Genomic DNA, 26,055 nt, shown 5'->3' on the forward strand with positions numbered 1-26,055 from the left:
CTGCACCGCAGCATGCTGGATAGGAAAGCAACGTGAGAAGTTGCGGCGACCTGCCTAGGTCACCGTCTTGTTGCTGACCGCCACCGGACGGATCACTGGGGCCGGCGGCAGCAGCGCGCGGATATCGGCGAAGGGGAAGACCGGCTCGAAGCGGAAGGCCTCGGCGAACGATCCGGCTGGGCCGTTGCACTGGCCGGCGCGAAAGGCGTTCTGCGTGCGCGCCGCGTCGACGAAACGCTCGGGATCCTGCGACTGGTGCGCCCGGATCGCCTCCGCCTTGAGATCGAAATGCCTGGAGATATCGACGTAGTGCGTTGGCGAAAACCCGGTGCCGCCGAGCGTGTCGGCATGCAGCACCGGCACCGAGAATGACGCTGCGATGCGCACGCTATCCGATAGCGCGCGGTGGTCGCCATGATAGTCGTTCGGCGCATGGGTGATCGCCAGATCCGGCCCTATCTCGCCGATCAGTGCTTTCAGCGCCGCGATCAGGGCGGCGTCCGCCACCAGCGCGCCATCGGGAAAATCGATGAAGCGCGGCGTCACGCCAAGCAGACCGGCCGCCGCCGTCGCCTCTTTGCGGCGCGTGCGGGCAAGCGCGGCCGGATCGCCGTAGCCGCCCCTGGCGCCATCCGTGGCTACGGCAAAAAAGAGTTCTGCGCCTTGCGCGGCATAGGCGGCCATCGTACCGAACATGAAGATCTCGATGTCGTCCGGATGCGCGCCAAGCGCCAATATCTTCACTCTCATCCCTCCCGGAAATGGAAAACGTGCCCAACGGAATTCTGCTCGCTCTCATCGCCTATGCAAGCTATTCGTGCAGCGACGCGGTTGTCAAAAGCCTGGGCGGGCAGTTCAACGTCTTCGAGATCGGCTTCTTCTCGACATTGTTTGCCGGCTGCTTTCTGCTCTTTGCCAGGCCGCCAGGCGAGCGTTGGCGCGATTTCTGGCGCACGACACGGCCTTGGGCGGTACAGGCCCGCGCCTGGGCCGGCATCGCCTCCGGCGTGCTCAGCGTCTACGCCTTCACCACCATCCCGCTGGCGGAAGTCTATGCGCTGATCTTCCTGGCGCCGCTGTTCGTCACCATCCTGGCCACGCTCGTCCTCAAAGAGAAGGTCGGCCCATGGCGGTGGCTGGCGGTCGTCGCTGGCTTTGCCGGGGTGATGCTGGTCGTCAGGCCTGGGTTTCGCGAGTTGCATCTTGGTCATCTGGCGGCGTTCATCATCGCCTTCCTGGCCGCCACCAATGTCATCCTGATGCGTTCGCTCGCCGCGCAGGAAAAGCGCACGACGATGCTCGGCGTGCTGATCGGCTACGGCCTGCTCTTCAACGGCGTCGGTGCGGCGGCTACCTCGTTCTCGCTGCCGGATGGCAGGCAATGGGCGTGGCTGGTGCTGGCCGGCGCCTTTACCGCCGGCGGTCAGTTGCTGCATCTGCTGGCGGTCAAATACGCGCCGGCCAACCGCATCGCGCCAACGCATTATTCGCAAATCGTCTGGGCGGTGGTTCTGGGCGCGCTGTTCTTCAGGGAATATCCCGATTTTCTGTCGCTGGTCGGGCTCGCCGTGGTCGGCGGCTCGGGCCTGCTGACGATGGTGCGCGAGGAGGTGCGGCTTGGCACGGTGCGCTGGAACCCTTTTTCGCGGACCCGACTTTGAGCTGGTACCAAGGTTGCGCGGCGACCGCCACCGCTGATATGCGATCGCTGCCAACTGGCTGCACATCATAGGACAATGACGACAAAACCTTTGCCGGACCTGCCGGTCTCCGCGGTCTTGCCGGCGCTCAATGAAGCGCTGAGCCATGGTAACAGCGCCGTGCTGGTGGCTCCGCCCGGCGCCGGCAAGACGACGCTGGTTCCGCTGACGCTGCTCGATGCGCAATGGCTCGGCGCCGGAAAGATCATCCTGCTCGAGCCGCGCCGCCTCGCCGCCCGCGCTGCCGCCCGCCGCATGGCCGAACTGCTTGGCGAAGAGCCCGGTGAAACCGTCGGCTATGCCATGCGCATGGAAAACCGGACTTCCGCGAAGACCAGGATCGTCGTCGTCACCGAAGGCGTGTTGTCCCGCATGATCCTCGACGATCCCGAGCTGCCTAGTGTCTCGGCGGTGTTGTTCGACGAGTTCCACGAACGTTCGCTCGACGGTGATTTCGGGCTGGCGCTGGCGCTCGACGTGCAGGGTGCGCTGAGGCCCGACCTCAGATTGCTGGTCATGTCAGCGACGCTCGATGGCGCGCGTGTCGCAAAATTGCTTTCCGGCGCGCCGGTGATCGAGAGCGCAGGCCGCGCCTTTCCGGTCGACATCCGCTATGACGAGCGGCCGGCCGGCGTCACCATCGAGGATGCCATGGCCAGGGTGATCCGCTCGGCGCTTGCCGGGGAGGAGGGCAGCGTGCTTGTCTTCCTGCCCGGCCAGCGCGAGATCGAGCGCACCGCCGAGCGGCTGGCGGGCAAGGTCGGCGCCGACACCGACATCGTGCCGCTCTACGGCATGCTCGACAACAGGACGCAGGACGCAGCGATCAAGCCGGCGCCGCCCGGCCGTCGCAAGGTCGTGCTGGCGACGTCGATCGCCGAAACCTCCATCACCATCGACGGCGTGCGCGTCGTCATCGATTCCGGCCTGTCGCGGCTGCCGCGCTATGAGCCGGCCAGCGGCCTGACGCGGCTGGAGACGGTGCGTGCTTCCCGCGCTTCCGCCGACCAGCGCGCCGGCCGGGCCGGGCGCACACAGCCGGGCGTCGCTATCCGGCTGTGGCGGGCCGAGCAGACAGCGGCACTGCCGGCCTTCACGCCACCGGAAATCCTCGAAGCCGATCTCTCCGGCCTGTTGCTCGATTGCGCGGCGTTCGGCGTTGCCGATCCGACGAGCCTGTCCTTCCTCGACCCCCCGCCGGCTCCGGCGCTCAACGAGGCAAGGGCGCTGCTGCGCGCGCTCGATGCCGTCGATGCGGCAGGGCGCTTGACGGAGGCCGGTGCCGCGATGCGCAAGCTGGCTCTGCCGGTCCGGCTCGCCCACATGGTCGCCGAGGCGGCAAGGACCGGCCAGGCGCTCGAGGCGGCGATGCTGGCCATGCTGCTCACCGAGCGCGGCCTTGGCGGCGATGGTGCCGATCTCGAACGGCGGCTGATGCGCTTTCATGCCGAAAGATCGCCGCGTGCCACCGCTGCCCGGCAGCTGGCCGAGAGGTTGGCAAAGCAGGCTTCACCCTCCCCCTCGACGGGAGGGTCGGCGAGCGAGCCGAGCGCAGCGAGACGAGGGAGACGCGGCGGGGTCGCCGATGGCGTGCCCGAACCGACCCCACCCCGGTCCGCTACGCGGATCGACCCTCCCCTCAAGGGAGAGGGCAGCACCGCCGGCGCTCTCCTCATCCATGCCTGGCCGGACCGGGTCGCTAAAGCGCGCGGCGAGCGTGGCCGCTTCGTGCTTGCCAACGGCTCCGGCGCCATGCTCGACGCCTCCGACCCGCTGGCCGGCGAGACCTGGCTCGTCGTCGCCGATCTGCAGGGTAAGGCGCAGAACGCCCGCATCACCGCGGCGGCGGCGCTCGACGAGGCCGACATCCGCACCGCGCTGGCGGAAAAGATCGAGACTCGCCGCGAGGTGAGCTTCGACCGCGATAGGCGCGCGGTGCGGGTGCGCGAAACGGCTCGGCTCGGCGCCATCACGTTGTCCGAACGCATGCTGCCGGCGCCGACCGGTGCCGACGCAGACAGCGCCATTCTCGACGCCTTGCGCGAACACGGCCTGTCGCTGCTGCCGTGGAGCAGGGAAGCGGAGACGTTGCGGCAGCGGCTCGGCTGGCTGCATCGCGGCCTCGGTGCGCCATGGCCCGATGTCTCCGATGCGGCGCTCGTCGAGCGCCTCGACGACTGGCTGCTGCCGTTCCTTTCCGGCGCCGCATCCTTTGCCGCGATCGATCCCAGCGTGCTTTCGCAAGGCCTGATGACGCTGGTACCGCACGAATTGCAGCGCAAGATCGACACATTGGCGCCGACCCATTTCGACGCGCCGTCGGGCAGTCGGCTGCCGATCCGCTATGACGGCGAATGGCCGGTACTGGCAATCCGCGTGCAGGAGCTGTTCGGCCTCGACCGGCATCCCGCGATCGCCAACGGCACTGTGCCGCTGACGCTCGAATTGCTGTCACCGGCGCGCCGGCCGATCCAGACGACGCGCGACCTGCCCGGGTTCTGGCGCGGCTCCTGGGCCGATGTGCGGACAGACATGCGCGGCCGCTATCCCAGGCATGTCTGGCCGGAGAACCCGCTTCTCGCCGCCGCAACGAGCCGCGCCAAACCGCGCGGTACCTAATGATTCCCGGACTGTTATCCCGAACGGAAGGCCAGCTTCGGCGCTTTTTCGGAAAAGACCTCCGGCTGTTTCCCCTCTATAATCATTGGCCATGATAAACATCCTGCACGCACCCGACTTCCAGCAAAGCCAGCGGCTGCGCCTCAACACGCTGATCAGGTTGCGCTGGCTTGCCATCGTCGGCCAGAGCCTGACCGTGCTTGTCGTCGCTTACGGGCTGAAATTTCCGCTGCCGGTCAGCATGTGTTTTGCGCTGATCGCTTGTTCGGCCTGGATGAACCTTTTGCTGACCTTCCGCTATCCGGCGGCGCATCGGCTTACCCCGCCCTCGGCCTTTGCCATCCTGACCTTCGACAGCCTGCAGCTTGCCGGCCTGCTCTACATGACCGGCGGCCTCACCAATCCGTTTTCGCTGCTGATGACCGTGCCCGTCGTCGTCTCGGCGACGTCGCTGCCGCTACGGCTGACCGCCATGCTCGGCGCGCTGGTGATCGTGGCGGCGACGCTGCTGGTCTTTTACCACCTGCCGCTGCCCTGGCATGAGGGCGCGCCATTGGCGATGCCGTTCATTTATGTCGCCGGCATGTGGATGGCGGTGTTCTGCTCCATCGCCTTTACCGCGATCTATGCCTTCCGGGTGGCCGAGGAGGCGCGGCTGCTTGCCAACGCGCTTGCCGCCACCGAACTGGTGCTGCAGCGAGAGCAACATCTCTCGGCCCTCGACGGCCTCGCCGCCGCCGCCGCGCACGAGCTCGGCACGCCGCTCGCCACGATCGCGCTTGTCGCCAAGGAGATGGAGAAGGCGCTTGGCGAAGATCCCAAATACGGCGAGGACGTGAAGCTGCTGCGTTCGCAGAGCGAGCGCTGCCGCGAAATCCTGAAGCGCCTGACCAGCCTGTCCTCCGAGAGCGAGGTGCATCTCTCGCGCCTGCCGCTGACCTCACTGGTCGAGGAAGTGACGGCACCGCACCGCGATTTCGGCATCTCGATTAAGCTTCGGCCGGGCGAGCGCATCGGCCCGGAACCGGTGGGCCGGCGCAATCCCGGCGTCATCTACGGCCTCGGCAATCTGGTCGAGAACGCCGTCGACTTCGCCCACAAGAATGTCACCGTGCGCTGGAGCTGGAACGAGGCCGTTGTCAGCTTCACGATCATCGACGACGGGCCGGGCTTTCCGCCCGAGATCATCGACCGCATCGGCGAACCCTATATGTCAACGCGACAAGGCACCGAAGCCGGCGGCGGCCTCGGCCTCGGCCTATTCATCGCCAAGACCTTGCTCGAACGCTCCGGCGCGACGCTCGATTTCCGCAATTCGAGCGAGCCCGGCGAGGGCGCTATCGTGCAGATATCGTGGCCGCGCAGCGTCTTCCTCAATCCCGAGCAGGCTTCGGCCACCATGTTCGACACGGCCTAAATTGGACAATAGCGTTGCGAAACTATATTTGCGTAAAAATCAGGCAGCAGGATTTTCAGCACGATGAGTACTGACGAAACGATTGGCGCAATGGTCGAAGGCGAGGACACCTCGCTGCTGATCGTCGACGACGACAAGCCGTTCCTGACGCGGCTTGCCCGCGCCATGGAAACCAGGGGTTTTGTCGTCGAGACGGCAGAGAGCGTCGAGGAAGCGGTTGCCAAGGCGCGCGCCAATCCGCCGGCCTATGCGGTGGTCGACATGCGGCTGGCCGACGGCAACGGCCTCGACGTCGTCGCCGCGATCCGCGAGAAGCGCGACGATGCCCGCGCCATCATCCTCACCGGCTACGGCAACATCGCCACCGCGGTGACGGCGGTGAAGCTCGGCGCTATCGACTATCTGTCGAAGCCGGCCGACGCCGACGACATCTTTGCAGCCCTGACCCGCACGGCGGGCGAACGCGCAGCACCGCCCGAAAATCCGATGTCGGCCGACCGGGTACGCTGGGAGCACATCCAGCGCGTCTATGAAATGTGCGACCGCAACGTCTCGGAAACCGCGCGCCGGCTGAACATGCATCGCCGCACGCTGCAGCGTATCCTCGCCAAGCGCGCGCCGCGCTAAAAGGCTCTGACTGCAGGCTTGCCCGGCCAGCGCTGTTTGCGCATCATCGCTTGGCGGTGTCGGACCTTGCCGCTGATACGACGGAGGCGACATGCAGGACGAAAAGCGGCTGGTCTCCATGCTGCGCGAATTCCTCGACAGCGAGGCGGCCGGCGGCCTCATCCTGATGGCTGCGGCGGCGCTGGCCCTGATCGTCGCCAATTCGCCGCTGGGCGAGGCTTATTTCTCCGCCCTCCACGCCTATCTCGGACCGCTCAGCGTCTCGCACTGGATCAATGACGGCCTGATGGCGGTGTTCTTCCTGCTGGTCGGCCTCGAGATCAAGCGCGAGATGCTCGACGGCCAGCTCTCGACTTGGCCGCGCCGCGTGCTGCCCGGCATCGCCGCCGCCGGCGGCATGGCGGTGCCGGCACTGGTCTACGTCGCCATCAACCGCAACGATCCGGCCGCTCTGTCCGGCTGGGCGATCCCGACCGCCACCGATATCGCCTTTGCGCTCGGAGTGCTGTCGCTGCTCGGCAGCCGCGTGCCGGGCTCGCTGAAGATATTCCTCACCGCGCTCGCCATCATCGACGATCTCGGCGCCGTGCTCATCATTGCGGTGTTCTATACCAGCGGCCTGTCGCTCGCCTATCTCGGCGCCGCCTTCTGGGTCATCGCGCTGCTGGTGGTGCTCAACCGCATGCGGGTGCTGACGTTGCTGCCGTACGTCTTGCTCGGCATCGTTCTGTGGGTTTTGGTGCTCAAATCGGGCGTCCATGCGACGCTTGCCGGCGTCGCGCTGGCCCTCACCATTCCATTGAAGATATCGCTGGGCAGCGGCCACGATCTCGACCATTCGCCGCTGCACCGGCTCGAACACGGCCTGCACAAAGTCGTCGCCTTTTTCGTCATTCCGATTTTCGGCTTTGCCAACGCCGGCGTCTCGCTCGGCGGTCTCAGCGCTGCCGCCCTGGCCGAGCCGCTGACGCTCGGCGTCGCCGCCGGCCTCGTCGCCGGCAAGCTGGTCGGCGTGTTCGGGTCTTCTGCGCTTGCCATCCGGCTCGGCTTCGCCGATCTGCCGGTCAATGCCGGCTGGCTGCACATGATCGGCATTTCGCTGCTCTGCGGCATCGGCTTCACCATGAGCCTGTTCATCGGCCTGCTCGCCTTCGCCAGCGACGTCGCTCTGCAGGACGCGGTCAAGGTCGGCATCCTCGCCGGCTCCTTCATCGCCGCGCTCCTCGGCGCCACCGTGCTGCTGGTGGCGCCGGCGGCGGACGGGACGGACGAGGCGGAAGAATAGTCGCGCCGCCACTTCCGGCCTTCAGGCCACCTTCTCCCGCATCTGGACCCTACCCGTGCGCAATCATGACGTGGCGGACGGCTGTATAATCCTCCAGCGCATAGAGCGACATGTCCTTGCCGTAGCCGGATTGTTTCAACCCGCCATGCGGCATCTCGTTTGTCAGCATGAAGTGGGTGTTGATCCAGGTGCAGCCATATTGCAGGCGGGCGGCCGTCGCCATGGCGCGCGAAACGTCCTTGGTCCACACCGATGACGCCAGGCCATAGTCAGAGTCATTGGCCCAGTTCACCGCCTCGTCGACTTCGGAAAAACGGGTGACCGAAACCACCGGGCCGAACACTTCGCGGCGCACGATCTCGTCTTCCTGCAGCGCGCCGGCGACGACGGTCGGCTGGTAGAAGAAGCCGGAGCCCTCGCCCGGCTTGCCGCCCGTGGTGATCTCGATGTGCTTGAGCTCAGACGCGCGCTCGACGAAGCTCGAGACGCGATCACGCTGGCGACGCGAAATCAGCGGGCCGATCTCGTTCTCGGTATCGTCGGGGCGATCATACTTGATGGTCGAGACCGCAGCGGAGAGGTCGGCGACAAGCTTGTCGTAGATCTTCTTGCCGGCATAGATGCGGCAGGCGGCGGTGCAGTCCTGGCCGGCATTGTAATAGCCGAAGGCGCGCAGACCGTTGACCACTGCACCGAGATCGGCGTCGTCGAAGACGATGACGGGCGCCTTGCCACCGAGCTCGAGATGTGTGCGCTTGACCGATTTGGCGGCGGCCTGCAGCACCTTCTTGCCAGTGGCGACGTCGCCGGTGATCGAGATCATGTTGACCTTCGGGTGGTTGATCAGCGTGTTGCCGACACTGTCGCCGCGGCCGAGCACGACGTTGACGACGCCTTCCGGCAGGATCTCGGCAAGGATTTTCGCAAGCTTCAGCGCGGTCAGCGGCGTCTGTTCCGACGGCTTGAAGACGACGGTGTTGCCGCCGGCAATCGCCGGCGCCAGCTTCCAGGCCATCATCATCAGCGGATAGTTCCACGGCGCAATCGACGCGACAACGCCGATGGCGTCGCGGCGGACCATCGAGGTGTGGCCGGGAATGTATTCGCCGGCGACCTGGCCGGGCATCGAGCGGACCGCACCGGCAAAGAAGCGATAGCAGTCGACGATCGCCGGGATCTCGTCATTAAGCACGGCATTGATCGGCTTGCCGCAGTTCAGCGCCTCGAGCGCCGCGAAATCCTGTGCCGCGGCCTCGATGCGATCGGCGATCTTCAGGAGATAGCCGGCGCGCTGCGCCGGCGTTGTGCGGGACCAGGTGACGAAGGCTTTTTCGGCGGCAAGCACCGCCGCCTCGATCTGCGCCGGGCTGGCCTCGGGCAGATTGAGGATGCTCGCCCCGGTCTTCGGGTTGAGGATCGGTTCCTCGGTCTCGGTGCCTTTTTCGAATTTCGAGCCGATCAGCATCTGCGTGTCCATGGAAGTCTCTCCCTTATGAACGAGATCATTTGCCCGAACCGGCGATCTGGTCGCCGTCGCGGGTCAGGTAATAGGCAGCGAGGATGGGAAGCAGCGTCACCAGCACCACCACCATGGCCACGACATTGGTGACCGGACGCTGGCGCGGACGGATCAACTCTTCGAGCATCCAGATCGGCACCGTCTGCTGCTGGCCGGCGGTGAAGGTGGTGACGATGACCTCGTCGAAGGACAGCGCAAAGGCAAGCATGCCGCCGGCCAGCAGCGCGGTTGCGATGTTGGGCAGCACGACATGCCGAAAGGTCTGGAAACCGTCGGCGCCGAGATCCATCGACGCCTCGATCATCGAGCCGGACGTGCGGCGGAAACGGGCGACCGCATTGTTGTAGACGACGACCACGCAGAAGGTGGCGTGGCCGAGGACGATCGTCCAGAACGAGAACGGGATTTCGGCCAGCGCGAAGGCCGAGCGCAGCGCAATGCCGGTGATGATGCCGGGCAACGCGATCGGCAGGATGACCAGCAGCGATATGGTTTCGCGGCCAAAGAATTTTGTGCGGGACACGGCGGCGGCGCAGAGCGTGCCGAGGACCAGCGCGATGGCGGTCGAGATCGCCGCGACCCGTACAGACAGCGACAGCGCCTGCCAGACGTCGGGGCGGTTCCAGGTGACGGCGAACCATTGCGTGGTCAGGCCCGGCGGCGGCCAGACGAAGCTCTTCTCCTCGGTGGTGAAGGCATAGACGAAGATCAGCAGAATCGGCAGGTGCAGGAAAAGCAGGCCCCCGGTGGCAGCGAGCTTCAGGCCGATCGGCGCGGATTGGCCGCGGTCAGAGCGCATCGAAGGCCCCCATGCGCTTTGCGCCCCAGAGATAGAAGCCCATGATGACGATCGGCACCACAGTGAAGGCGGCGGCGAGCGGGATGTTGCCGGCGGTGCCCTGCTGCGAATAGACGGCCTGGCCGATGAACAGCCGCGAGGTGCCGATGATCTGCGGAATGATGTAGTCGCCGAGCGTCAGCGAGAAGGTGAAGATCGAACCGGCGACGGTACCCGGCAATGCCAGCGGGAACAGCACGTTGCGGAAGGTCTGGCCGGGTGACGCGCCGAGATCGGAAGAAGCCTCGACCAGATTGCCCGGCACGCGCTCGAGGGCCGCCTGCACCGGCAGGATCATGAACGGCAGCCAGACATAGACAAAGACGATGAAGGTGCCGGTGGACGATACCGACAGCGAGTTGCCGCCGACGATCGGCAGCGACAGCCAGGCATCAAGCAGCCACAGAAGATGCAATTTGGTCAGCAGCCACGTCAGGATGCCTTCCTTGGCGAGGATCAGCTTCCAGGCATAGATCTTGACCAGGTAGCTCGACCACAGCGGCAGCATGACGCCGAGATAAAACAACGCCTTCCAACGGCCGCGCGCATAGCGCGCCGCGTAATAGGCGATGGGAAAGGCAATGACCGCCGACGCAAACGTCACCAGCGCCGCCATCGTTACCGTGCGCAGGATGATGTCGAGATTGGCGGCCTGCAGCAGGTCGCCATAAGTCTTCAGCGTGAACTCGCGGTTGATGAGGCCGGAGAACTCGTCGATCGAGAAGAAGCTCTGCAAAAGCAGCGCGAACAGCGAGCCGATATAGACGATGCCGAGCCAAAGAACCGGCGGCAGCAGCATGAGCAGAAGCAGGAGTTGGGGCCGGCGCCAGAAGAGGTCGGAGAGCGCGCCGCGCAGGCCGCCGCTTCCCGGCAGGATGGCGGGGGTCGTGGCCCGCGGCATGGCGGCGTCCAGGCTCATCCCAGCTCGTCCATCAGATGCAAATGCTCGCGGTTGAAGGTGAGCACCACCGCCTCGCCTTCCCGGGGCAAGGCAGCACCCGCCGGCACGATGGCATGCAGCCGCAAGCCTTCGGCATCGAGCGCCAGTCTTATCGTCGCGCCGAGATAGTTGGTCGACACCAGGCGAGCCGCAACGCCGTCGCCCTTGGCCGCCCGGCCGATGCGAATGGATTCAGGGCGCAGGCTGCCCCAGCGATGCTGGCCGGCATAGCGCTGGACGAAATCCGGCGGCAGTACGTTGGACGAGCCGACGAAATCGGCGACGAAGCGGGTCTTGGGGCGCTGGTAGATGTCTTCCGGCGTGCCGATCTGCATGATCTTGCCGTCGTTGAAGACGGCGACGCGATCGGCCATCGACAGCGCCTCGCCCTGGTCATGGGTGACGAACACGAAGGTGATGCCGAGCGCCTTCTGCAGCGATTTCAACTCCTCCTGCATGTTCTCGCGAAGCTTGAGGTCGAGCGCGCCGAGCGGCTCGTCGAGCAACAGCACCTTGGGCTGGTTGACCAGCGCACGGGCGAGCGCGACGCGCTGGCGCTGGCCGCCGGAAAGCTGGCCAGGGCGACGCGCGCCGTAGCCGGGAAGCCGCACCAGCGCCAGCGCTTCTTCCGCCGCCTTTTGCCGCTCCGGTCTGCCGACGCCCTTGACCATCAGCCCATAGGCGACGTTGTCGAGCACGTTGAGATGCGGGAACAGCGCATAATCCTGGAACACGGTGTTGACGTTGCGGCGATAGGGCGGCACGCCCTCGGCGCGTTCGCCGAAGATCGAGATCGAGCCCGCCGTCGGCTGCTCGAACCCGGCGATGAGGCGCAGGCACGTCGTCTTGCCCGAGCCGGATGGCCCGAGCATGGCGAAGAACTCGCCCGGCACGATGTCGAGATCGACCGCGTCGACGGCACGCACGCTGCCGAAATGGCGGGAGACTTTTTGGAAAGAAACGGCGGGGGTCATGGGTTGTCCTGATCTGTCAGGCTCATCAAATTCAGGGTAGCGCTGCCCCTCATCCGCCTGCCGGTACCTTCTCCCGTAGTGGACGGGGAGAAGGGAGGCGCTCCAACGCTGGCGACCCCCCGTTCTTCACGGGGAGAGGGTAAGGGTGAGGGGCAGCGCCGAGCTTCGTAGGTGAGACGAACTCACCGTCCGCCGATGACGCCGATATAGTCCGACACCCAGCGGTAATAGGGCACGCACTGGTCGTTCTGGGTGGCGCATTTCGAGACCGGCGTCTTCCAGAACTTGATCTTGTCGAAATTGTCGTAGCCGTTGGTCTTGCAGCCCTCTTCGCCGAGCAGTTCGTTGCCCTTGCAGGCGGCGGGCACCACCGGCAGCGAGCCGAACCAGGCGGAGACGTCGCCCTGCACTTTCGGCGACAGCGAATGCTCAATCCACATGTAGGCGCAGTTCGGGTGGGCCGCATCGGCCTCCATCATGGTGGTGTCGGCCCAGCCGGTGACGCCCTCCTCGGGAATGGTCGAGGCGACCGGCTTCTTGGCCGCGATCAGCGTGTTGACCTGATAGGGCCATGAACCGGAGGCGACGACGCCTTCGTTCTGGAAATCGTCGACCTGGATGGCAGCGTCATGCCAGTAGCGTCCGACCAGCGTACGCTGGACGCGCAGCAGGTCGAGCGCAGCCTTGTACTGGTCCTCAGTCAGTTCGTACGGATCCTTGATGCCGAGCTCCGGCTTGTGGGCCATCAGGTAGTTGGCGGCATCAGCAATGTGGATCGGCCCGTCATAGGCCTGGACGCGGCCCTTGTTCGACTTGCCGTCGGGTAGCTTCATTTCCTCGAACACGATGTTCCAGCTCTTCGGCACCTCCTTGAACACTTCGGTGTTGTACATCAGCACATTCGGCCCCCATTGGTACGGCACGCCGTAATGGACACCGCCGACGGTGAACCAGGGCGCATCCTTCAGCCGGTCGTCGACCGTCTTCCAGCTCGGGATGAGGTCGGTGTTGATCGGCTGGACGCGCTTGCCCGCAACCAGGCGCAGCGAGGCGTCGCCGGAGGCAGTGACAAGGTCGAAACCGCCTTCGTTCATCAACGAAACCATCTCGTCGGAGGTGTTGGCGGTCTTGACGTTGACCTTGCAGCCGGTTTCCTTCTCGAACGAGGTGACCCAATCATAGCCCTTGTCGGTTTCGCCGCGCTCGATATAGCCCGGCCAGGCGACGATATTGACCTCGCCTTCACCCTTGCCCAGCTCCTTGACCTGGGCGATGGCCTGGCCGGAGAAGGTCAGCGCGACCGTCAAGGCAGTGCATGATTTCAGCAATGAATTCATCGTCGATCTCCCATTTTGCATGACCTCGAAACCGGTTTCGGTTTTCGGAAAAGGTCATGCGCCCGTTCAAACGTTGGATGCGCGGCTCTAAGGGGCCGTGCTCCTGCGGCAGCTTTGTTCCCTGGCTCAAAAGTGCTGCGAAATTTCCGGTTTCGCAAATTCATTTATCAGAAAGCCGATATCGGTTTTTCCGATACATCACCGGCCGATCTTCTCGGGCCGTTGGCGCACCATGCGCTGCGACTGGGCAAGTCCGATGAAGTCGCGCGCCGCCTGCGGCAGGCCGGAGCCGCGCCGCCAGACCATGCCGACTTGGACGACCGGCAACGATCCCGAAATATCGCGCGATTCGATGCGGTCGCCTTCCAGCGACCATGGCCGGTAGACGAGGTCCGGCAGCAGCGCCACGCCGGCGCCGGTGGCGACGAGACTGCGCACCGCTTCGACCGAGCGGGTGCGGAATGCGACGTGCGGTTTGGCGCCGATCGCCGTCAGCAGCTTTCCGGTATTCTCCTCGATCTCGTCGACGGTCAGCATGATCAGCGGTTCCGAGGCGATATCGCCGATGCCGATGATGTCGGCACCGGCCAACGGATGGCCGAGCGGCAGCCACAGCCGGTAGGCCGAGACTTCGAGGATTTCGGACTGCAGCGCGGTGCGGTCGCGCAGGTTCGAGGTGACCATGACCGCAATGTCGAGCTTGCCGCCGATCAACAGGTGCTCGAGATAGTCGCCATTGTCCTCGATCGCCGAGACCTCGACACCCGGATAGGCGCGGCGGTAGCGGGCAAGAAGATCGGACAGCACATAGCCGGCGACCAGCGAGGTGACGCCAAGTTGCAGCCGCCCGCTTGCCGCGATCTGTTCGCCGAAGAAGGCGCGGCGCGCATCGGAAACGTCGGCAAGGATCTTCCTCGCATGGCGCAGGAACTGGTGGCCCTTGTGGGTGATGTTCAGCCCGCGCGGGTGGCGCTCGAACAGCTCGACGCCGAGATCGTGCTCCAGCTCCTTGATCGCCTCGGTGACCGAGGATTGCGAGATCGACAGATTCTGGGCGGCGCCCGACACCGTGCCTTGCTCGGCGACGGCGATGAAGAACTGCAATTGGCGGATGGTGAAAGCCATGGCCGGACTAAACACGGCAGAGGCGGCGCTGGGAAGTGGGTGCTGGTGCCGTTCTCCCGATAGAGCTCAGTCCTCGCTTCCGCCATCCGCAATGCTGAGCCGCGCGCCGGCCTGGGCAAGGGCGGCGGCGATGTCATGCGGCGGCAGACGGTCGGTCGCGAGTTCGGAAAAGCCGTCGAAGCCGCAGACCTGAACCAGACCCTGCCGGCCGAATTTGCTGTGGTCGGTGACGACAAGCGAACGCTGGCCGCGCGACAGCACCATGCGGGCGAACTCAGCCTCTTCGAGGTCATAGTCCATGACACCCGTGATGGCATCGACCGCGCCGGTCGAAATCACCGCGTGGCTGACGGAGAAGCGGCTGACGAATTCGATGGCTGAGACGCCGAAAGCAGCACCGGAATCGCTGCGCAGCTCGCCGCCGGCCATATAGACCTTGTTGCCGTTGACGGTGGCCAGCGTGCGGGCGATGTCGGAGGAATTGGTGACGACCGTCAGCCGCCGGTGGCCGAGCAGCTCGCGGGCCAGGAAGCTCGTGGTCGTGCCGGTGTCGAGCATGATCGACTCGCCGTCGCGGATGGTGGCAGCGACCATGCGGGCAATTGCCCGCTTGGCATCGGCGTTCTCACGCATGCGCCGCTCGAACGGCGCTTCGCCGGCAATCGACGGCAGGCCGACGGCGCCATGCATCTTGAGGATGGAACCATCGCTGGTCAGTGGCTTGACATCGCGGCGTACCGTCTCCAGCGAGACGCCCAGCCGGTCAGCCAGGCTGGCAATGGTGACGGTGCCTTCCTCCTTGAGGAGGCGCAGGATTTCGCCATGCCGCTTCGAGTGGCCCATCGGTTCCAACCGGTCGAATTGTTGCACCATTGACCGTTTCTACAGCATAAATGCCACTTACTCCAAGATATTTCGCAAAATTCGGGCAAAAAAGCAGAAAACACCACAATTTCGCGTTGACAACGTCTCCAGCCTGGCGCGACATTATCGCTGTGACAGGCTCGGAACGGAGGCCGACGGCTGAGCCGCACGAAAAATTGCCTGCCTGAACGCCTGGGAAATCCTCGGGTGCGAGGGAACCGAAAATTAGGATCCGCGGGGGCGGATGCCGGCGTCGAAGAACCCGGCACAAAGGGGCTCGTCGGTGCGGTGCGGGATACCGATCCCGAGATCTGCACCGACGAGATCTTCGCGTTGCCTCCATTCCTCCGTCCGATTGTCATCGCTGGCCAGCCATGACATGCGTGGAAAATTGACCCAATGTTGGACGAGATCGTGACTGTCGAAGACCGCATCCGCGCGCTGCCTTGCTGGACCGGCAGCATCGACATTGCGCCGCTGCCGGGCGGGTTGAGCAATGCCAATTACCTGGTCAAGGACGCGGCCGGGCGGCACGTCGTGCGCATCGGGCAGGACTATCCGTTCCACCATGTCTTTCGCGAGCGCGAGATGATGACCGCGCGGGCAGCACACGCGGCAGGCTTCGCTCCGGCCGTCCGCTACACCGGACCCGGCGTCATGGTGACGGAGTATCTCGGCGCCAAGGCCTATGTCGCGCAAGACGTGCGCGCCGATCTCGGCCGCGTCGCCGCGTTGCTGCGCGGTTTCCACCGGGAGATGCCCGGTCATGTCTCCGGCGCCGGCTTCATGTTCTGGGTATTCCACGTCATTCGCGACTATGCGCGCACGCTGGAGGAAGGCGGCAGCCGCAAGCTGGGCGAATTGCCACGCCTGCTGACGCTGGCGGACGAGCTCGAGCGCGCGCAAAAACTGCTGCCGATCGTCTTCGGCCACAACGATCTTCTGCCGGCTAACATAATCGATGACGGTCACAGGCTATGGCTCATCGATTTCGAATATGCCGGCTTCAACACCGCGATGTTCGACCTTGCCGGCGCGGCTTCCAATGCCGGCATGAGCGACGAGGAATCCTTCGCCTTCCTGACCGCCTACTTCATGAAGGAGCCGGACGAAGCGATACGGCGCTCGCACGCCGCCATGCAATGCGCGTCGCTGCTGCGCGAGGCGATGTGGGGCATGGTTTCCGAGCTCTACCTCGATGCGCCCGGCGTCGACTACGCCGCCTACGCCGACGAAAACCTGGCGCGGCTCGAAGCCGCCCTGGAAAACTACAGGACAAAATACGGGATGCGGCCATGACCTTGCCCGCCCAGGCCGGCATCGTCGTCATCGGCGGTGGCATCATCGGCTGTTCGACGGCCTATCATCTGGCGCGCGACCACAAGGCCGAAATCGTGCTGCTCGAACAGGGCAAGCTGACCTCGGGCTCGACCTGGCATGCTGCCGGGCTGGTCGGCCAGCTGCGCTCGTCGGCGTCGATCACGCGGGTGCTCAAATATTCGGTCGATCTATACAAAGGGCTGCAAGCCGAAACCGGCCTTGCCACCGGCTGGAAGATGACCGGCTGCCTGCGGCTTGCCACCAATGCCGACCGCTGGACCGAGTATAAGCGGCTGGCAACGACGGCAAAGAGCTTCGGCATGGACATGCATCTGCTGTCGCCGACCGAGGTCAAGGAAATGTGGCCGCTGCTGGAAACCGGCGACCTCGTCGGCGCTTCTTGGCTGCCCAGCGACGGTCAGGCAAGCCCTTCCGACATCACCCAGTCGCTGGCCAAGGGCGCGCGCATGCACGGCGCAAAATTGTTCGAGGAGGTGCGGGTCACCGGCTTCGAAATGAGAGACGGCCGCATCACCGCGGTGAAGACCAGCAAGGGCGATATCGCCTGCGACAAGGTGGTGAACTGCGCCGGGCAATGGGCGCGGCAGGTGGGTGCGCTCGCCGGCATAAACGTGCCGCTGCAGCCGGTGAAGCACCAGTACATCATCACCGGGAGGATCGACGGCTTGGCGACCGATGCGCCGACGATTCGCGACCCCGATCGCCGCACCTATTTCAAGGAGGAGGTCGGCGGGTTGGTGATGGGCGGCTACGAGCCGAACCCGCAGGCCTGGACGACCGGTCTGCCCGGCGGCGATGTGCCGGACGATTGGGAGTTCCGGCTGTTCGACGATGATTACGATCATTTCGAGCAGCATATGAGCCAGGCGATCGAGCGTGTCCCGGCGCTCACCAATGTCGGCGTCAAGCAGATGATCAACGGTCCGGAGAGCTTTACGCCGGACGGCAATTTCATCCTCGGTGTGGCGCCGGAATGCCCCAATATGTTCGTCGGCGCCGGCTTCAACGCCTTCGGCATTGCATCCGGCGGCGGCGCCGGCTGGGTGCTGGCGCAATGGGTGGTCGACGGCGAGGCGCCGCTCGATCTGTGGGTGGTCGACATCCGCCGCTTTTCCGATCTGCACCGCGACCGGCAATGGGTCCGAGACCGCACGCTGGAAGCCTACGGCAAGCACTACACGATCGGCTTCCCGCACGAGGAATATGTCAGCGGCCGGCCACGCATCGTTTCGCCTTTATACGAACGGCTGCAAAAACATCGCGCCGTGTTCGGCTCGAAACTTGGCTGGGAGCGGCCGAACTGGTTCGCGCCGGAAGGCATCGAGCCGAAGGACCTCTATTCGATGGGCCGGCAGAACTGGTTTTCACCCGTCGGCGACGAGCACCGCCACGTGCGCGAAAAGATCGGCATTTTCGACCAGTCGTCTTTCGCCAAATACGAAATGACCGGTGCCGACGCGCTGAAGGCGCTGGACTGGATCTGCGCCAACGACGTTGCCAAGCCGGTCGGCCGGCTGACCTACACGCAGCTCCTCAACACGCGCGGCGGTATCGAGGCCGATTTGACCGTGGCGAGGCTCGATGAGGAGAAATTCTACATCGTCACCGGCACCGGTTTCCGCACGCATGATTTCTCCTGGATTGCCGATCATATCGGCAGCGAGTTCGACGTGACGCTGACCGACGTCACCGAGGAGTTCGGCACATTGTCGCTGATGGGGCCGCGCGCCCGCGACGTGCTGTCAGCGGTGACCGATGCCGACGTCTCGAACGCCGCCTTTCCGTTCGGCCATGTTCGCGAGATCGCCATTGCCGGCCACGTCATTCGGGCACTGCGCGTCACCTATGTCGGCGAGCTCGGCTGGGAGCTGCATGCGCCGATCGCGGCGACGGGCGAGGTTTTCGACGCGCTGATGACGGCGGGCGCTGTCCACAACATTCGCCCGGTCGGCTATCGGGCGCTAGAATCGCTGCGGCTGGAAAAAGGTTACCGCGCCTGGGGCGCCGATATCACGCCCAACGACACGCCGCAGGAGGCCGGCCTCGGCTGGGCGGTGAAGCTCAGGAAGAACACCGATTTCCTCGGCCGGCGGGCGCTTGAAAAGCTCGACGGCGCGGCGCTCAGGAAACGTTTTGCCGGCTTCACAGTCGATGATCCGGATATCGTGCTGCTCGGGCGTGAGACCATCCTGCGCAATGGCGAGGCCGTCGGTTATCTCACCAGCGGCGGCTATGGCTACACCGTCGGCAAGAACATCGGCTACGGCTATGTGCGCAATGCCGATGGCGTCGGCGATGATTTCCTCACCTCCGGCGATTACGAGCTGGTGGTGGCGATGGAACGGACGCCGGCTAAAATCCACCTCGAGCCGCTTTACGATCCGGCGGGAGCAAAGGTGAAGGCCTAGAGCCTTCCGGTTTCAGCCTCAGTTCACGATGAGCACCAGCCCCCGGCTGGGCACCGTATCGGCCTCGCCTGGCATCGAGACATAGGGCGGCGTCTCCTCGGCGCGGGTGACGGTGCCTTGCGCCTCGAGCTCGGCGATCCGCGCGGCAAAACCCGCATCCCACAGCGTGTTCTTCACCGTCAGCACGATCACCCCGCCCGGCCGGCAGATGCGGATCAGCTCGTCCAGACCCTCGGCCCCGACATGGCCGGACGTGAAGACGCCGGCTGAGATGATCCCGGCATAGGCATCGTCCACGAAAGGCAGCGGCGCGCCAAGCGCCAGGCAATGAAGGGCCGAATAGACGCCTTTGCGCGCGGCTTGCGCCAGCATGCCTTCCGAAATGTCGAGCGCCTCGACCTGCGGATAACCGGTGATGGCAAGCCATTCGCCGATGAGCCCGGTGCCTGCGCCAGCATCGAGGAGAGGAGCGGCGCCGCGCGGCAGATGGCGGGCCAGCAAGGCAAGGCAGATGGTCGGATGGCGATAGCCGGCCGCCGACATGTCGGCGTCATAGGTGCCGGCCCAGCTGTCGTAGAGCGCCGCGACGTCTTCCGGTCGCTTCGCCGCATAGGCTGCGGCGAGCGCGCTCTGCTGTTTGCTGTCCGTCATCGCTTTCCGTCGCCTGGTATCGATCTGCGACGCGATCATAGCCAAACGGCGAAAACTGTGGAACCGTCGTCGCGACAATAAAGACTGGAAAAGGAGCGAAAGCCATGGCGGACGACCAGGCACGCGCCGCACTTGCGGCCATTCCGATGCTGGCCGGTTATGACGGCCCGCTGGAACGGCTCGGCGGCCTGACCAACCTCGTCTTCAGGGGTAAGGATTTCTGCCTGCGTATCCCCGGCAAGGGTACCGAGGAATACATCAACCGCGCCAACGAGGCAGTGGCGGCGCGGGAAGCGGCGAAGGCCGGCGTCAGCCCGGAAGTGCTGCATGTCGATGCCGAGACCGGCGTGCTGGTGACCCGCTTCATCGCCAGCGCCGAGACGATGTCGCCGGAAAAATTCAAGACCCGACCGGGCAGCCCGGCACGCGCCGGCAAGGCCTTTCGCAAACTGCACACATCCGGCGCGGTGTTCCCCTTCCGCTTTGAACTGTTTGCGATGATCGATGATTATCTGAAAGTGCTGTCGACCAAGGACGTCGCCCTGCCTGCCGGCTACCACGATGGGGTCCGCGAAGCGGAAACCGTGCGCTCGGCACTTGCGGCTCATCCTCTGCCAATCGTCGCCTGCCACTGCGATCCGCTCTGCGAAAACTTTCTCGATACGGGCGACAGGATGTGGATCGTCGACTGGGAATATTCCGGGATGAACGATCCGCTCTGGGATCTCGGCGACCTCAGCGTCGAAGGGCAATTCGACGCCGCGCAGGACGAGGAGATGATGCTGGCCTATTTCGGCGGCGAGCCGAGACCGGCGGAGCGCGCCCGCATCGTCATCTACAAGGCGATGTGCGACCTGTTGTGGACGCTGTGGGGCTTGATCCAGCTTGCCAACGGCAATCCGGTCGACGATTTCCGCGCCTACGCCGACGGCCGCTTCGCGCGCTGCAAGGCACTGATGGAGACGCCGGAATTTTCACGGCATCTCGCGGCGGTGCGCCAGGGTTAGTTCACACCCTTCGGCACGTTTTCGGGCGGCACCGTGTCGACCACCTTCTGGCGGTGGAAGATGAACAGGCCGGCCAGCACGACAATGGCCGAGCCGACCAGGATGCGTGGCCCAGGCACATCGCCGAAGAAGGCCGAGCCGAAGACCACTGCCCACAACAGCAGGCTGTAATGCAGCGGCGCCAAGGTCGAGGCAGGCGCAAGCTTCAATGCCCTGGTGATCATCAGATGCGCGCCGCAGGAGACAATGCCGAGAAGCAGCATGGCGCCGAAATCGAGCGAGGACGGCGTCTTCCAACTGCCGATGGTCAACGCAGCGCCGACCAGCAGCGTGCCGATGGTTTGCCAGGTGACCAGCGAGGTGTCGCTGGTGCCGCGCAGTCGCCGGTTGAGGATGATGGCGAAGGCAAAGGAAATGCTGCCGGCGAGCGCGAACATCGACGACAGCGAGAACGCGGCCGAAGACGGCTTCAGCATGATCAGCACGCCGCAGAAACCGACCAGGATAGCCGCCCAGCGGCGCCAGCCGACCCTTTCGCCAAGCAAGAAGTGCGACAGCGCCGCGACATAGATCGGCCCGGCCATGTAGAAGCTCATCACGTCGGCGAGCGGCAGATAGACGACCGCCGCGTAGAACAGCGCCGTGTCGAGCGTCGTCATCACCACGCGCAGCAGCTGCAGCTCCGGCCGCTCCATGCGAAACAGCTTGGCCGCACCCTGATGTGCAATCATCGGCCCGAGTATGAAAAAGGCGCCGATCGAGCGGATCAGCACGACCTGGCCGACGGAAAAACTGGCGACCAGCCACTTGCCCATCGCGTCGTTCAAGGCAAACAGGAAATCGCCGGCGAGCATCAGCAGGATGCCGGCCAGCAGCACGTTCCTGATCGTCGAGTTCTGGGCTGCGGGCTGCGCCATTCCGTTACCGGTTCCTCGCCGTGGGTACGGTGACCCGCGTCGTAGTCGCTAGCAGCGGCCGTGACGAGGCGAAAATCGAGAATTCGGTAAGACCAGCGCCGGAAATCGGCTGGTCTAAGCGTGGCGCCGATTCACGGTGCCCGGCCTTCCGGCGATCGAAAGCCGCGTGTCCTGCCGGCTCCGCTCGGCCACCACCTTGCCTTTGGCAATGACGCAGAGCCGCTCGGGGCGCAGGCGCAGCGCCTCGAGCGGGTTGCCGGCATCGAGAACGACCAGGCTGGCGCGCTTGCCGACGGCCAGGCCAAGGTGGTCGAGACCCATGATGGCGGCATTGACGTTGGTGACCATGTCGAAACAGCGCGCCATCTCGGCTGGGCTCGACATCTGCGCGACATGCAGGCCCATGAAGGCGACGTCGAGCATGTCTGCGGTGCCCAGCGAATACCAGGGGTCGAGCACGCAATCCTGGCCCCAGCCGACGCGGATCCCGTGCGCCAGCATTTCCTTGACCCGCGTCAAGCCGCGGCGCTTGGGAAAGGTGTCGTGGCGGCCCTGCAGCATGATGTTGATCAGCGGATTGGGGATCGCCGAAACGCCGGCCTCGGCGATCAGCGGCAACAGCTTCGAGACGTAGTAATTATCCATCGAATGCATCGAGGTGAGGTGCGAGCCGGCCACTCTGCCCTGCAATCCAAGCCGCTGCGTCTCATAGGCAAGCTGCTCGACGTGGCGCGACAGCGGATCGTCGGTCTCGTCGCAATGCAGGTCGACCATCAGGCCGCGCTCGGCCGCGATCTCGCAGAGCTCGGTGACGGAGCGCGTACCGTCGGCCATGGTGCGCTCGAAATGCGGGATGCCGCCGACGACATCGACGCCCATGTCGAGCGCGCGGGTGGTGTTGTCGCGCGCCGTCGGCGAGCGGTAAAACCCGTCCTGCGGGAAGGCGACCAATTGCAGGTCGATATACGGCGCAACCGTCTTCTTCACGTCGAGCAGCGCTTCCACCGCCAGCAGGCGATCGTCGCAGACATCGACATGGGTGCGGATGGCGAGCAGGCCCATCGACACCGCCCAGTCGCAATAGGCAAGCGCACGGTCGCGCACCGCCTCGTGGGTCAGAAGCGGCTTCAGCTCGCCCCACAGAGAAATGCCTTCGAGCAACGTGCCCGAGACATTGATGCGGGGAATGCCGAGCGAAAGCGTGGCGTCCATATGGAAATGCGGATCGACGAAAGGCGGCGAGACCAGATTGCCATGGGCATCGATCGCCGTGCCGGCGCTGATGTTGAGCTCAGGCTCGATCGCCGCGATCGTCTCGCCGACGATGCCGATATCGGCGATCCTGCCGTCGGGCAGCGTCCCGCCGCGCACCACAAGGTCGAAATCCATTTATCGCCACCTCGTTGAAGAATGATGCCTATTCCGGCACGTACCGCACCGCACCCTTGGCAGCACTGGTTGCCATTGCCGCATAGGCGCGCAAGGCCGTCGTTACCTTGCGCTTGCGCTTTTCCTCGGGCTTCCAAGCGGCTGTTCCCTTCGCCTCCATCGCCGCGCGACGGGCGATGAGTTCCGCGTCGTCGACAGCCAGCCGGATGGTGCGGTTGGGGATGTCGATCTCGATCGTGTCGCCTTCCCTGACCAGCCCGATCAGCCCGCCTTCCGCCGCTTCCGGCGAGACGTGGCCGATCGACAGGCCGGAGGTGCCGCCGGAAAAACGCCCGTCGGTGATCAGTGCGCAGGCTTTGCCGAGACCCTTCGATTTAAGATAGCTGGTCGGATAGAGCATTTCCTGCATGCCGGGGCCGCCGCGCGGCCCTTCATAGCGGATGACGACGACATCGCCGGCCTTGACCTCGTTCGACAGGATCGCCTTGACGCTGGCGTCCTGGCTTTCGAACACTCTTGCCGGACCGGTGAATTTCAGGATCGATTCATCGACGCCGGCAGTCTTCACGATGCAGCCGTCGAATGCGAGATTGCCTTTCAGCACGGCGAGGCCACCATCCCTTGAGAAAGGATGTTCGGCCGAGCGGATGACACCTTTCTCGCGGTCGAGATCGAGATCATCCCAGCGGCGGTCCTGGCTGAACGCGACTTGCGTCGGCACGCCGCCGGGTGCCGCCAGGAAGAAATCGCGGACATTCTGGCTGGTGGTGCGCGAGATATCCCAGTGGTCGAGCGCTTCGCCGAGGCTCGCGGTGTGCACCGTCGGCAGGTCGCGGTTGATCAGCCCGGCGCTATCCAGCTGGCCGAGGATCGCCATGATGCCGCCGGCGCGGTGGACATCCTCCATGTGGACGTCGGCCTTGGCCGGAGCCACCTTGCAAAGCACCGGTACCCGCCGCGACAGCCGGTCGATGTCCTCCATGGTGAAGTCGACCTCGCCCTCATGTGCTGCGGCAAGGATGTGCAGCACGGTGTTGGTCGAACCGCCCATGGCGATGTCGAGCGTCATGGCGTTCTCGAAGGCGCCCTTCGAGGCGATGCTGCGCGGCAGCGCGGTGTCGTCGTCCTGCTCGTAATAGCGCTGGGCGAGATCCACGATCAGATGGCCGGCCTCGACGAACAGGCGCTTGCGGTCGGCGTGCGTCGCCAACGTCGAGCCGTTGCCGGGTAGCGAGAGGCCGAGCGCCTCGGTCAGGCAGTTCATCGAATTGGCGGTGAACATGCCCGAGCACGAGCCGCAGGTCGGGCAGGCCGAGCGCTCGATGATCTTGACGTCCTCGTCGGAGATCTTGTCGTCGGCGGCGGCGACCATGGCGTCGACTAGGTCGAGCGCCTGGCTCTTGCCGGCGAGCACCACCTTGCCGGCCTCCATCGGTCCGCCGGAGACGAAGACAGTCGGGATGTTGAGGCGCAGCGACGCCATCAGCATGCCCGGCGTGATCTTGTCGCAATTCGAGATGCAGACCATGGCGTCTGCGCAATGCGCGTTGACCATGTATTCGACGGAATCGGCGATCAATTCGCGCGACGGCAGCGAATACAGCATGCCGTCATGGCCCATGGCGATGCCGTCGTCGACGGCGATGGTGTTGAATTCTTTGGCGACGCCGCCGGCCTTCTCGATCTCGCGGGCAACCAGCTGGCCGAGGTCCTTGAGATGGACGTGGCCCGGCACGAACTGGGTGAAGGAATTGACCACGGCGATGATCGGCTTGCCGAAATCCGAATCCTTCATCCCGGTGGCGCGCCACAGGCCGCGGGCGCCGGCCATGTTGCGGCCATGGGTGGTGGTGCGGGAACGGTAGGCGGGCATTGAACTGTCCTTGCTGTCTGCGTCGCACCCAAAGGTGCGGAAAACCGGAATTGAGCCGCAGGCCTTATAGACGCCACGCTCTGGTCTGGCCACAATTTTGCGCTGCGCCAGGTAGCGGAACGAACGGCCAGCCAAAGACGCAGCCGGTCCAGACCGCAAAAAAGTCAGAGGTGCTGTCGGATCGTGTTTTACTCGAGCGTCCTTGGGCAGACGGCAGGAGCGGGGCATCAATCACCAGCCGGCCGTTTCGAAAGCAAACAAACCAGCCCGAGGAGCAAGAGAATGCAAAAGATCACCACCTGCCTGTGGTTCGACGACCAGGCCGAGGAGGCCATGAACCACTACGTTTCCATCTTCAAGAATTCGAAGGTGCTGAGCGTGATGCGCTGGCCCAAGGGCAGCGGCGATCGTGAGGGCAAGGTGCTGATGGTCTCATTCGAGCTCGACGGCGTTCCGTTCCAGGCCCTCAACGGCGGCCCGCAATTCAAGTTCACCGAGGCGGTCTCGCTCTCCATCGACTGCAAGACGCAGGAAGAGGTCGACTATTTCTGGGACAGGCTCATCGCGGGCGGTGGCGAGCCCAGCCAGTGCAGCTGGCTGAAGGACAAATTCGGCCTCTCCTGGCAGGTCGTTCCCGAGCAGCTGCCCAAACTGCTGTTGGACCCCGACAGGGAAAAGGCCGGCCGCGTGATGCAGGCGATGATGCAGATGACCAAGATCGACGTCGCCAAGATCGAAGAGGCGGCCAAGGCGTGAACGAACGCGATCTTCCCTTCTCCCCCTGTAAGGCAGGGCTATCGCATATGAGTGATGGCATTGATGAGATAGTCGTCGTTCCAGGCGCATTTCTTGATGCGATGGCTGATGGGAACTTTGGCAACATCGGCGGCCTGAAGGATGTTTCTGGCGAGGCGATTGAGAAGGGCTGTGTTGGCGGGAGCATTGTCCTTGCGGGCACGGCTGAGATCCTCATCGAGATGGACATCGAGCATCCAATGCAGGCCGTTCTCGATCTGCCAATGAGCTCTGGTGAGGTCGAGCGCCCGCTGCGGCGACATGAGCGTGGAGGCCATGAACAGGCGCATCAAAGGTCTGGCCTGATCGCGCCGGCTGGTGATGCGGATGAAGGCCTGGTGGCCAGGCATCAGCGGCTCGGCCGCCGCCACGATCTCGGCCTGCCGCCACTCGTTGCGGCCGTGGCTGGTCTCGGTGCGCTCGGCAATG

22 protein-coding genes are annotated in these 26,055 nt (G+C 64.7%); 9 read left to right on the forward strand and 13 right to left on the reverse strand.

Annotated features, from left to right (window positions below):
* Nucleotides 1-54 precede the first annotated feature (54 nt).
* On the reverse strand, nt 55-744 hold the full coding sequence (locus NKH29_RS24090; RefSeq protein ID WP_352483983.1) for a PIG-L deacetylase family protein: 690 nt from the start codon (nt 742-744) through the stop codon (nt 55-57).
* 26 nt (nt 745-770) lie between these two features.
* Here NKH29_RS24090 and NKH29_RS24095 point away from each other — a divergent pair, with 26 nt between their 5' ends.
* The 5 genes from NKH29_RS24095 to nhaA all read left to right on the forward strand — a co-directional run bounded on the left by NKH29_RS24095 (nt 771) and on the right by nhaA (nt 7,648).
* On the forward strand, nt 771-1,661 hold the full coding sequence (locus tag NKH29_RS24095; RefSeq protein ID WP_352640679.1) for a DMT family transporter: 891 nt from the start codon (nt 771-773) through the stop codon (nt 1,659-1,661).
* A gap of 75 nt (nt 1,662-1,736) precedes the next feature.
* Nucleotides 1,737-4,319: an ATP-dependent helicase HrpB gene (hrpB, locus tag NKH29_RS24100; protein ID WP_353000712.1), complete on the forward strand. Its 2,583-nt coding sequence runs from the start codon at nt 1,737-1,739 to the stop codon at nt 4,317-4,319.
* 91 nt (nt 4,320-4,410) lie between these two features.
* On the forward strand, nt 4,411-5,736 hold the full coding sequence (locus NKH29_RS24105; protein WP_352717814.1) for an ActS/PrrB/RegB family redox-sensitive histidine kinase: 1,326 nt from the start codon (nt 4,411-4,413) through the stop codon (nt 5,734-5,736).
* A 63-nt stretch (nt 5,737-5,799) separates the two neighbouring features.
* Nucleotides 5,800-6,363, forward strand: a complete 564-nt coding sequence (locus tag NKH29_RS24110; protein WP_023676342.1) for an ActR/PrrA/RegA family redox response regulator transcription factor — start codon at nt 5,800-5,802, stop codon at nt 6,361-6,363.
* Between the two features lie 91 nt (nt 6,364-6,454).
* Nucleotides 6,455-7,648 (forward strand): Na+/H+ antiporter NhaA, encoded by a 1,194-nt coding sequence (gene nhaA / locus NKH29_RS24115; RefSeq protein WP_353000714.1) that lies wholly within the window; start codon nt 6,455-6,457, stop codon nt 7,646-7,648.
* 49 nt (nt 7,649-7,697) lie between these two features.
* Here the strand turns inward: nhaA and NKH29_RS24120 are convergent, their stop codons facing one another.
* From NKH29_RS24120 to NKH29_RS24150, 7 genes are all read right to left on the reverse strand, one after another.
* The gene (locus NKH29_RS24120) at nt 7,698-9,125 is read right to left on the reverse strand and encodes a gamma-aminobutyraldehyde dehydrogenase (protein WP_352483988.1); all 1,428 of its coding nucleotides are present in this window, start codon (nt 9,123-9,125) and stop codon (nt 7,698-7,700) included.
* A gap of 25 nt (nt 9,126-9,150) precedes the next feature.
* The gene (locus NKH29_RS24125; protein ID WP_352483989.1) at nt 9,151-9,966 is read right to left on the reverse strand and encodes an ABC transporter permease; all 816 of its coding nucleotides are present in this window, start codon (nt 9,964-9,966) and stop codon (nt 9,151-9,153) included.
* Nucleotides 9,956-10,906, reverse strand: coding sequence for an ABC transporter permease (locus tag NKH29_RS24130; RefSeq protein WP_353000720.1), 951 nt, complete (start codon nt 10,904-10,906; stop codon nt 9,956-9,958). The genes NKH29_RS24125 and NKH29_RS24130 overlap by 11 nt, the downstream gene beginning before the upstream one ends.
* 14 nt (nt 10,907-10,920) lie before the next feature.
* The gene (locus NKH29_RS24135; RefSeq protein ID WP_352483990.1) at nt 10,921-11,919 is read right to left on the reverse strand and encodes an ABC transporter ATP-binding protein; all 999 of its coding nucleotides are present in this window, start codon (nt 11,917-11,919) and stop codon (nt 10,921-10,923) included.
* A 182-nt stretch (nt 11,920-12,101) separates the two neighbouring features.
* On the reverse strand, nt 12,102-13,256 hold the full coding sequence (locus tag NKH29_RS24140; RefSeq protein ID WP_352483991.1) for an ABC transporter substrate-binding protein: 1,155 nt from the start codon (nt 13,254-13,256) through the stop codon (nt 12,102-12,104).
* Nucleotides 13,257-13,454: 198 nt separating this feature from the next.
* Entirely contained in the window at nt 13,455-14,381 is a 927-nt protein-coding gene (locus tag NKH29_RS24145) for a LysR family transcriptional regulator (protein ID WP_023717947.1), read from the reverse strand.
* A 66-nt stretch (nt 14,382-14,447) separates the two neighbouring features.
* Nucleotides 14,448-15,224 carry a DeoR/GlpR family DNA-binding transcription regulator gene (locus NKH29_RS24150; protein ID WP_352484001.1) on the reverse strand — a complete coding sequence of 259 codons (777 nt, stop codon included), beginning with the start codon at nt 15,222-15,224 and terminating at the stop codon, nt 14,448-14,450.
* Nucleotides 15,225-15,659: 435 nt separating this feature from the next.
* Between NKH29_RS24150 and NKH29_RS24155 the strand changes: the two genes are divergently transcribed.
* Both NKH29_RS24155 and NKH29_RS24160 read left to right on the forward strand, forming a co-directional pair.
* Entirely contained in the window at nt 15,660-16,544 is an 885-nt protein-coding gene (locus NKH29_RS24155; RefSeq protein WP_023717944.1) for a phosphotransferase family protein, read from the forward strand.
* The gene (locus NKH29_RS24160; RefSeq protein ID WP_352483992.1) at nt 16,541-18,994 is read left to right on the forward strand and encodes a GcvT family protein; all 2,454 of its coding nucleotides are present in this window, start codon (nt 16,541-16,543) and stop codon (nt 18,992-18,994) included. The genes NKH29_RS24155 and NKH29_RS24160 overlap by 4 nt, the downstream gene beginning before the upstream one ends.
* Nucleotides 18,995-19,012: 18 nt before the next feature.
* Here NKH29_RS24160 and NKH29_RS24165 read toward each other — a convergent pair whose 3' ends face one another.
* On the reverse strand, nt 19,013-19,645 hold the full coding sequence (locus NKH29_RS24165; RefSeq protein ID WP_023717942.1) for a class I SAM-dependent DNA methyltransferase: 633 nt from the start codon (nt 19,643-19,645) through the stop codon (nt 19,013-19,015).
* A gap of 104 nt (nt 19,646-19,749) precedes the next feature.
* Here NKH29_RS24165 and NKH29_RS24170 point away from each other — a divergent pair, with 104 nt between their 5' ends.
* On the forward strand, nt 19,750-20,652 hold the full coding sequence (locus NKH29_RS24170; RefSeq protein WP_352483993.1) for a phosphotransferase: 903 nt from the start codon (nt 19,750-19,752) through the stop codon (nt 20,650-20,652).
* On the opposite strand, the gene NKH29_RS24175 is transcribed toward NKH29_RS24170, so the two are convergent.
* The 3 genes from NKH29_RS24175 to ilvD all read right to left on the reverse strand — a co-directional run bounded on the left by NKH29_RS24175 (nt 20,649) and on the right by ilvD (nt 24,831).
* Nucleotides 20,649-21,569, reverse strand: a complete 921-nt coding sequence (locus NKH29_RS24175; protein ID WP_352483994.1) for a DMT family transporter — start codon at nt 21,567-21,569, stop codon at nt 20,649-20,651. The genes NKH29_RS24170 and NKH29_RS24175 overlap by 4 nt on opposite strands.
* A 114-nt stretch (nt 21,570-21,683) precedes the next feature.
* Nucleotides 21,684-22,958: an amidohydrolase family protein gene (locus NKH29_RS24180; protein ID WP_352495764.1), complete on the reverse strand. Its 1,275-nt coding sequence runs from the start codon at nt 22,956-22,958 to the stop codon at nt 21,684-21,686.
* 28 nt (nt 22,959-22,986) lie between these two features.
* On the reverse strand, nt 22,987-24,831 hold the full coding sequence (gene ilvD, locus NKH29_RS24185; RefSeq protein WP_352483996.1) for a dihydroxy-acid dehydratase: 1,845 nt from the start codon (nt 24,829-24,831) through the stop codon (nt 22,987-22,989).
* Nucleotides 24,832-25,113: 282 nt separating this feature from the next.
* Between ilvD and NKH29_RS24190 the strand changes: the two genes are divergently transcribed.
* Entirely contained in the window at nt 25,114-25,587 is a 474-nt protein-coding gene (locus tag NKH29_RS24190) for a VOC family protein (protein ID WP_023717939.1), read from the forward strand.
* Between the two features lie 38 nt (nt 25,588-25,625).
* On the opposite strand, the gene NKH29_RS24195 is transcribed toward NKH29_RS24190, so the two are convergent.
* The coding region (locus tag NKH29_RS24195; protein WP_353000716.1) for an ISAs1 family transposase at nt 25,626-26,055 on the reverse strand (430 nt) is incomplete at its 5' end.

The sequence above is a fragment of the Mesorhizobium sp. M1295 genome (assembly GCF_040318135.1).
Classification (GTDB): domain Bacteria; phylum Pseudomonadota; class Alphaproteobacteria; order Rhizobiales; family Rhizobiaceae; genus Mesorhizobium.

Excerpts from the sequence above, each read along its gene's own strand:
- NKH29_RS24150 (WP_352484001.1), bottom strand. The coding sequence starts at position 15,224 with ATGGGCCACTCGAAGCGGCATGGCGAAATCCTGCGCCTCCTCAAGGAG.
- nhaA (WP_353000714.1), top strand. The coding sequence starts at position 6,455 with ATGCAGGACGAAAAGCGGCTGGTCTCCATGCTGCGCGAATTCCTCGAC.
- NKH29_RS24140 (WP_352483991.1), bottom strand. The coding sequence starts at position 13,256 with ATGAATTCATTGCTGAAATCATGCACTGCCTTGACGGTCGCGCTGACC.
- NKH29_RS24170 (WP_352483993.1), top strand. The coding sequence starts at position 19,750 with ATGGCGGACGACCAGGCACGCGCCGCACTTGCGGCCATTCCGATGCTG.
- hrpB (WP_353000712.1), top strand. The coding sequence starts at position 1,737 with ATGACGACAAAACCTTTGCCGGACCTGCCGGTCTCCGCGGTCTTGCCG.
- NKH29_RS24130 (WP_353000720.1), bottom strand. The coding sequence starts at position 10,906 with ATGCCGCGGGCCACGACCCCCGCCATCCTGCCGGGAAGCGGCGGCCTG.
- NKH29_RS24120 (WP_352483988.1), bottom strand. The coding sequence starts at position 9,125 with ATGGACACGCAGATGCTGATCGGCTCGAAATTCGAAAAAGGCACCGAG.
- NKH29_RS24180 (WP_352495764.1), bottom strand. The coding sequence starts at position 22,958 with ATGGATTTCGACCTTGTGGTGCGCGGCGGGACGCTGCCCGACGGCAGG.
- NKH29_RS24145 (WP_023717947.1), bottom strand. The coding sequence starts at position 14,381 with ATGGCTTTCACCATCCGCCAATTGCAGTTCTTCATCGCCGTCGCCGAG.
- NKH29_RS24110 (WP_023676342.1), top strand. The coding sequence starts at position 5,800 with ATGAGTACTGACGAAACGATTGGCGCAATGGTCGAAGGCGAGGACACC.
- NKH29_RS24135 (WP_352483990.1), bottom strand. The coding sequence starts at position 11,919 with ATGACCCCCGCCGTTTCTTTCCAAAAAGTCTCCCGCCATTTCGGCAGC.
- ilvD (WP_352483996.1), bottom strand. The coding sequence starts at position 24,831 with ATGCCCGCCTACCGTTCCCGCACCACCACCCATGGCCGCAACATGGCC.
- NKH29_RS24160 (WP_352483992.1), top strand. The coding sequence starts at position 16,541 with ATGACCTTGCCCGCCCAGGCCGGCATCGTCGTCATCGGCGGTGGCATC.
- NKH29_RS24175 (WP_352483994.1), bottom strand. The coding sequence starts at position 21,569 with ATGGCGCAGCCCGCAGCCCAGAACTCGACGATCAGGAACGTGCTGCTG.
- NKH29_RS24125 (WP_352483989.1), bottom strand. The coding sequence starts at position 9,966 with ATGCGCTCTGACCGCGGCCAATCCGCGCCGATCGGCCTGAAGCTCGCT.
- NKH29_RS24165 (WP_023717942.1), bottom strand. The coding sequence starts at position 19,645 with ATGACGGACAGCAAACAGCAGAGCGCGCTCGCCGCAGCCTATGCGGCG.
- NKH29_RS24190 (WP_023717939.1), top strand. The coding sequence starts at position 25,114 with ATGCAAAAGATCACCACCTGCCTGTGGTTCGACGACCAGGCCGAGGAG.
- NKH29_RS24105 (WP_352717814.1), top strand. The coding sequence starts at position 4,411 with ATGATAAACATCCTGCACGCACCCGACTTCCAGCAAAGCCAGCGGCTG.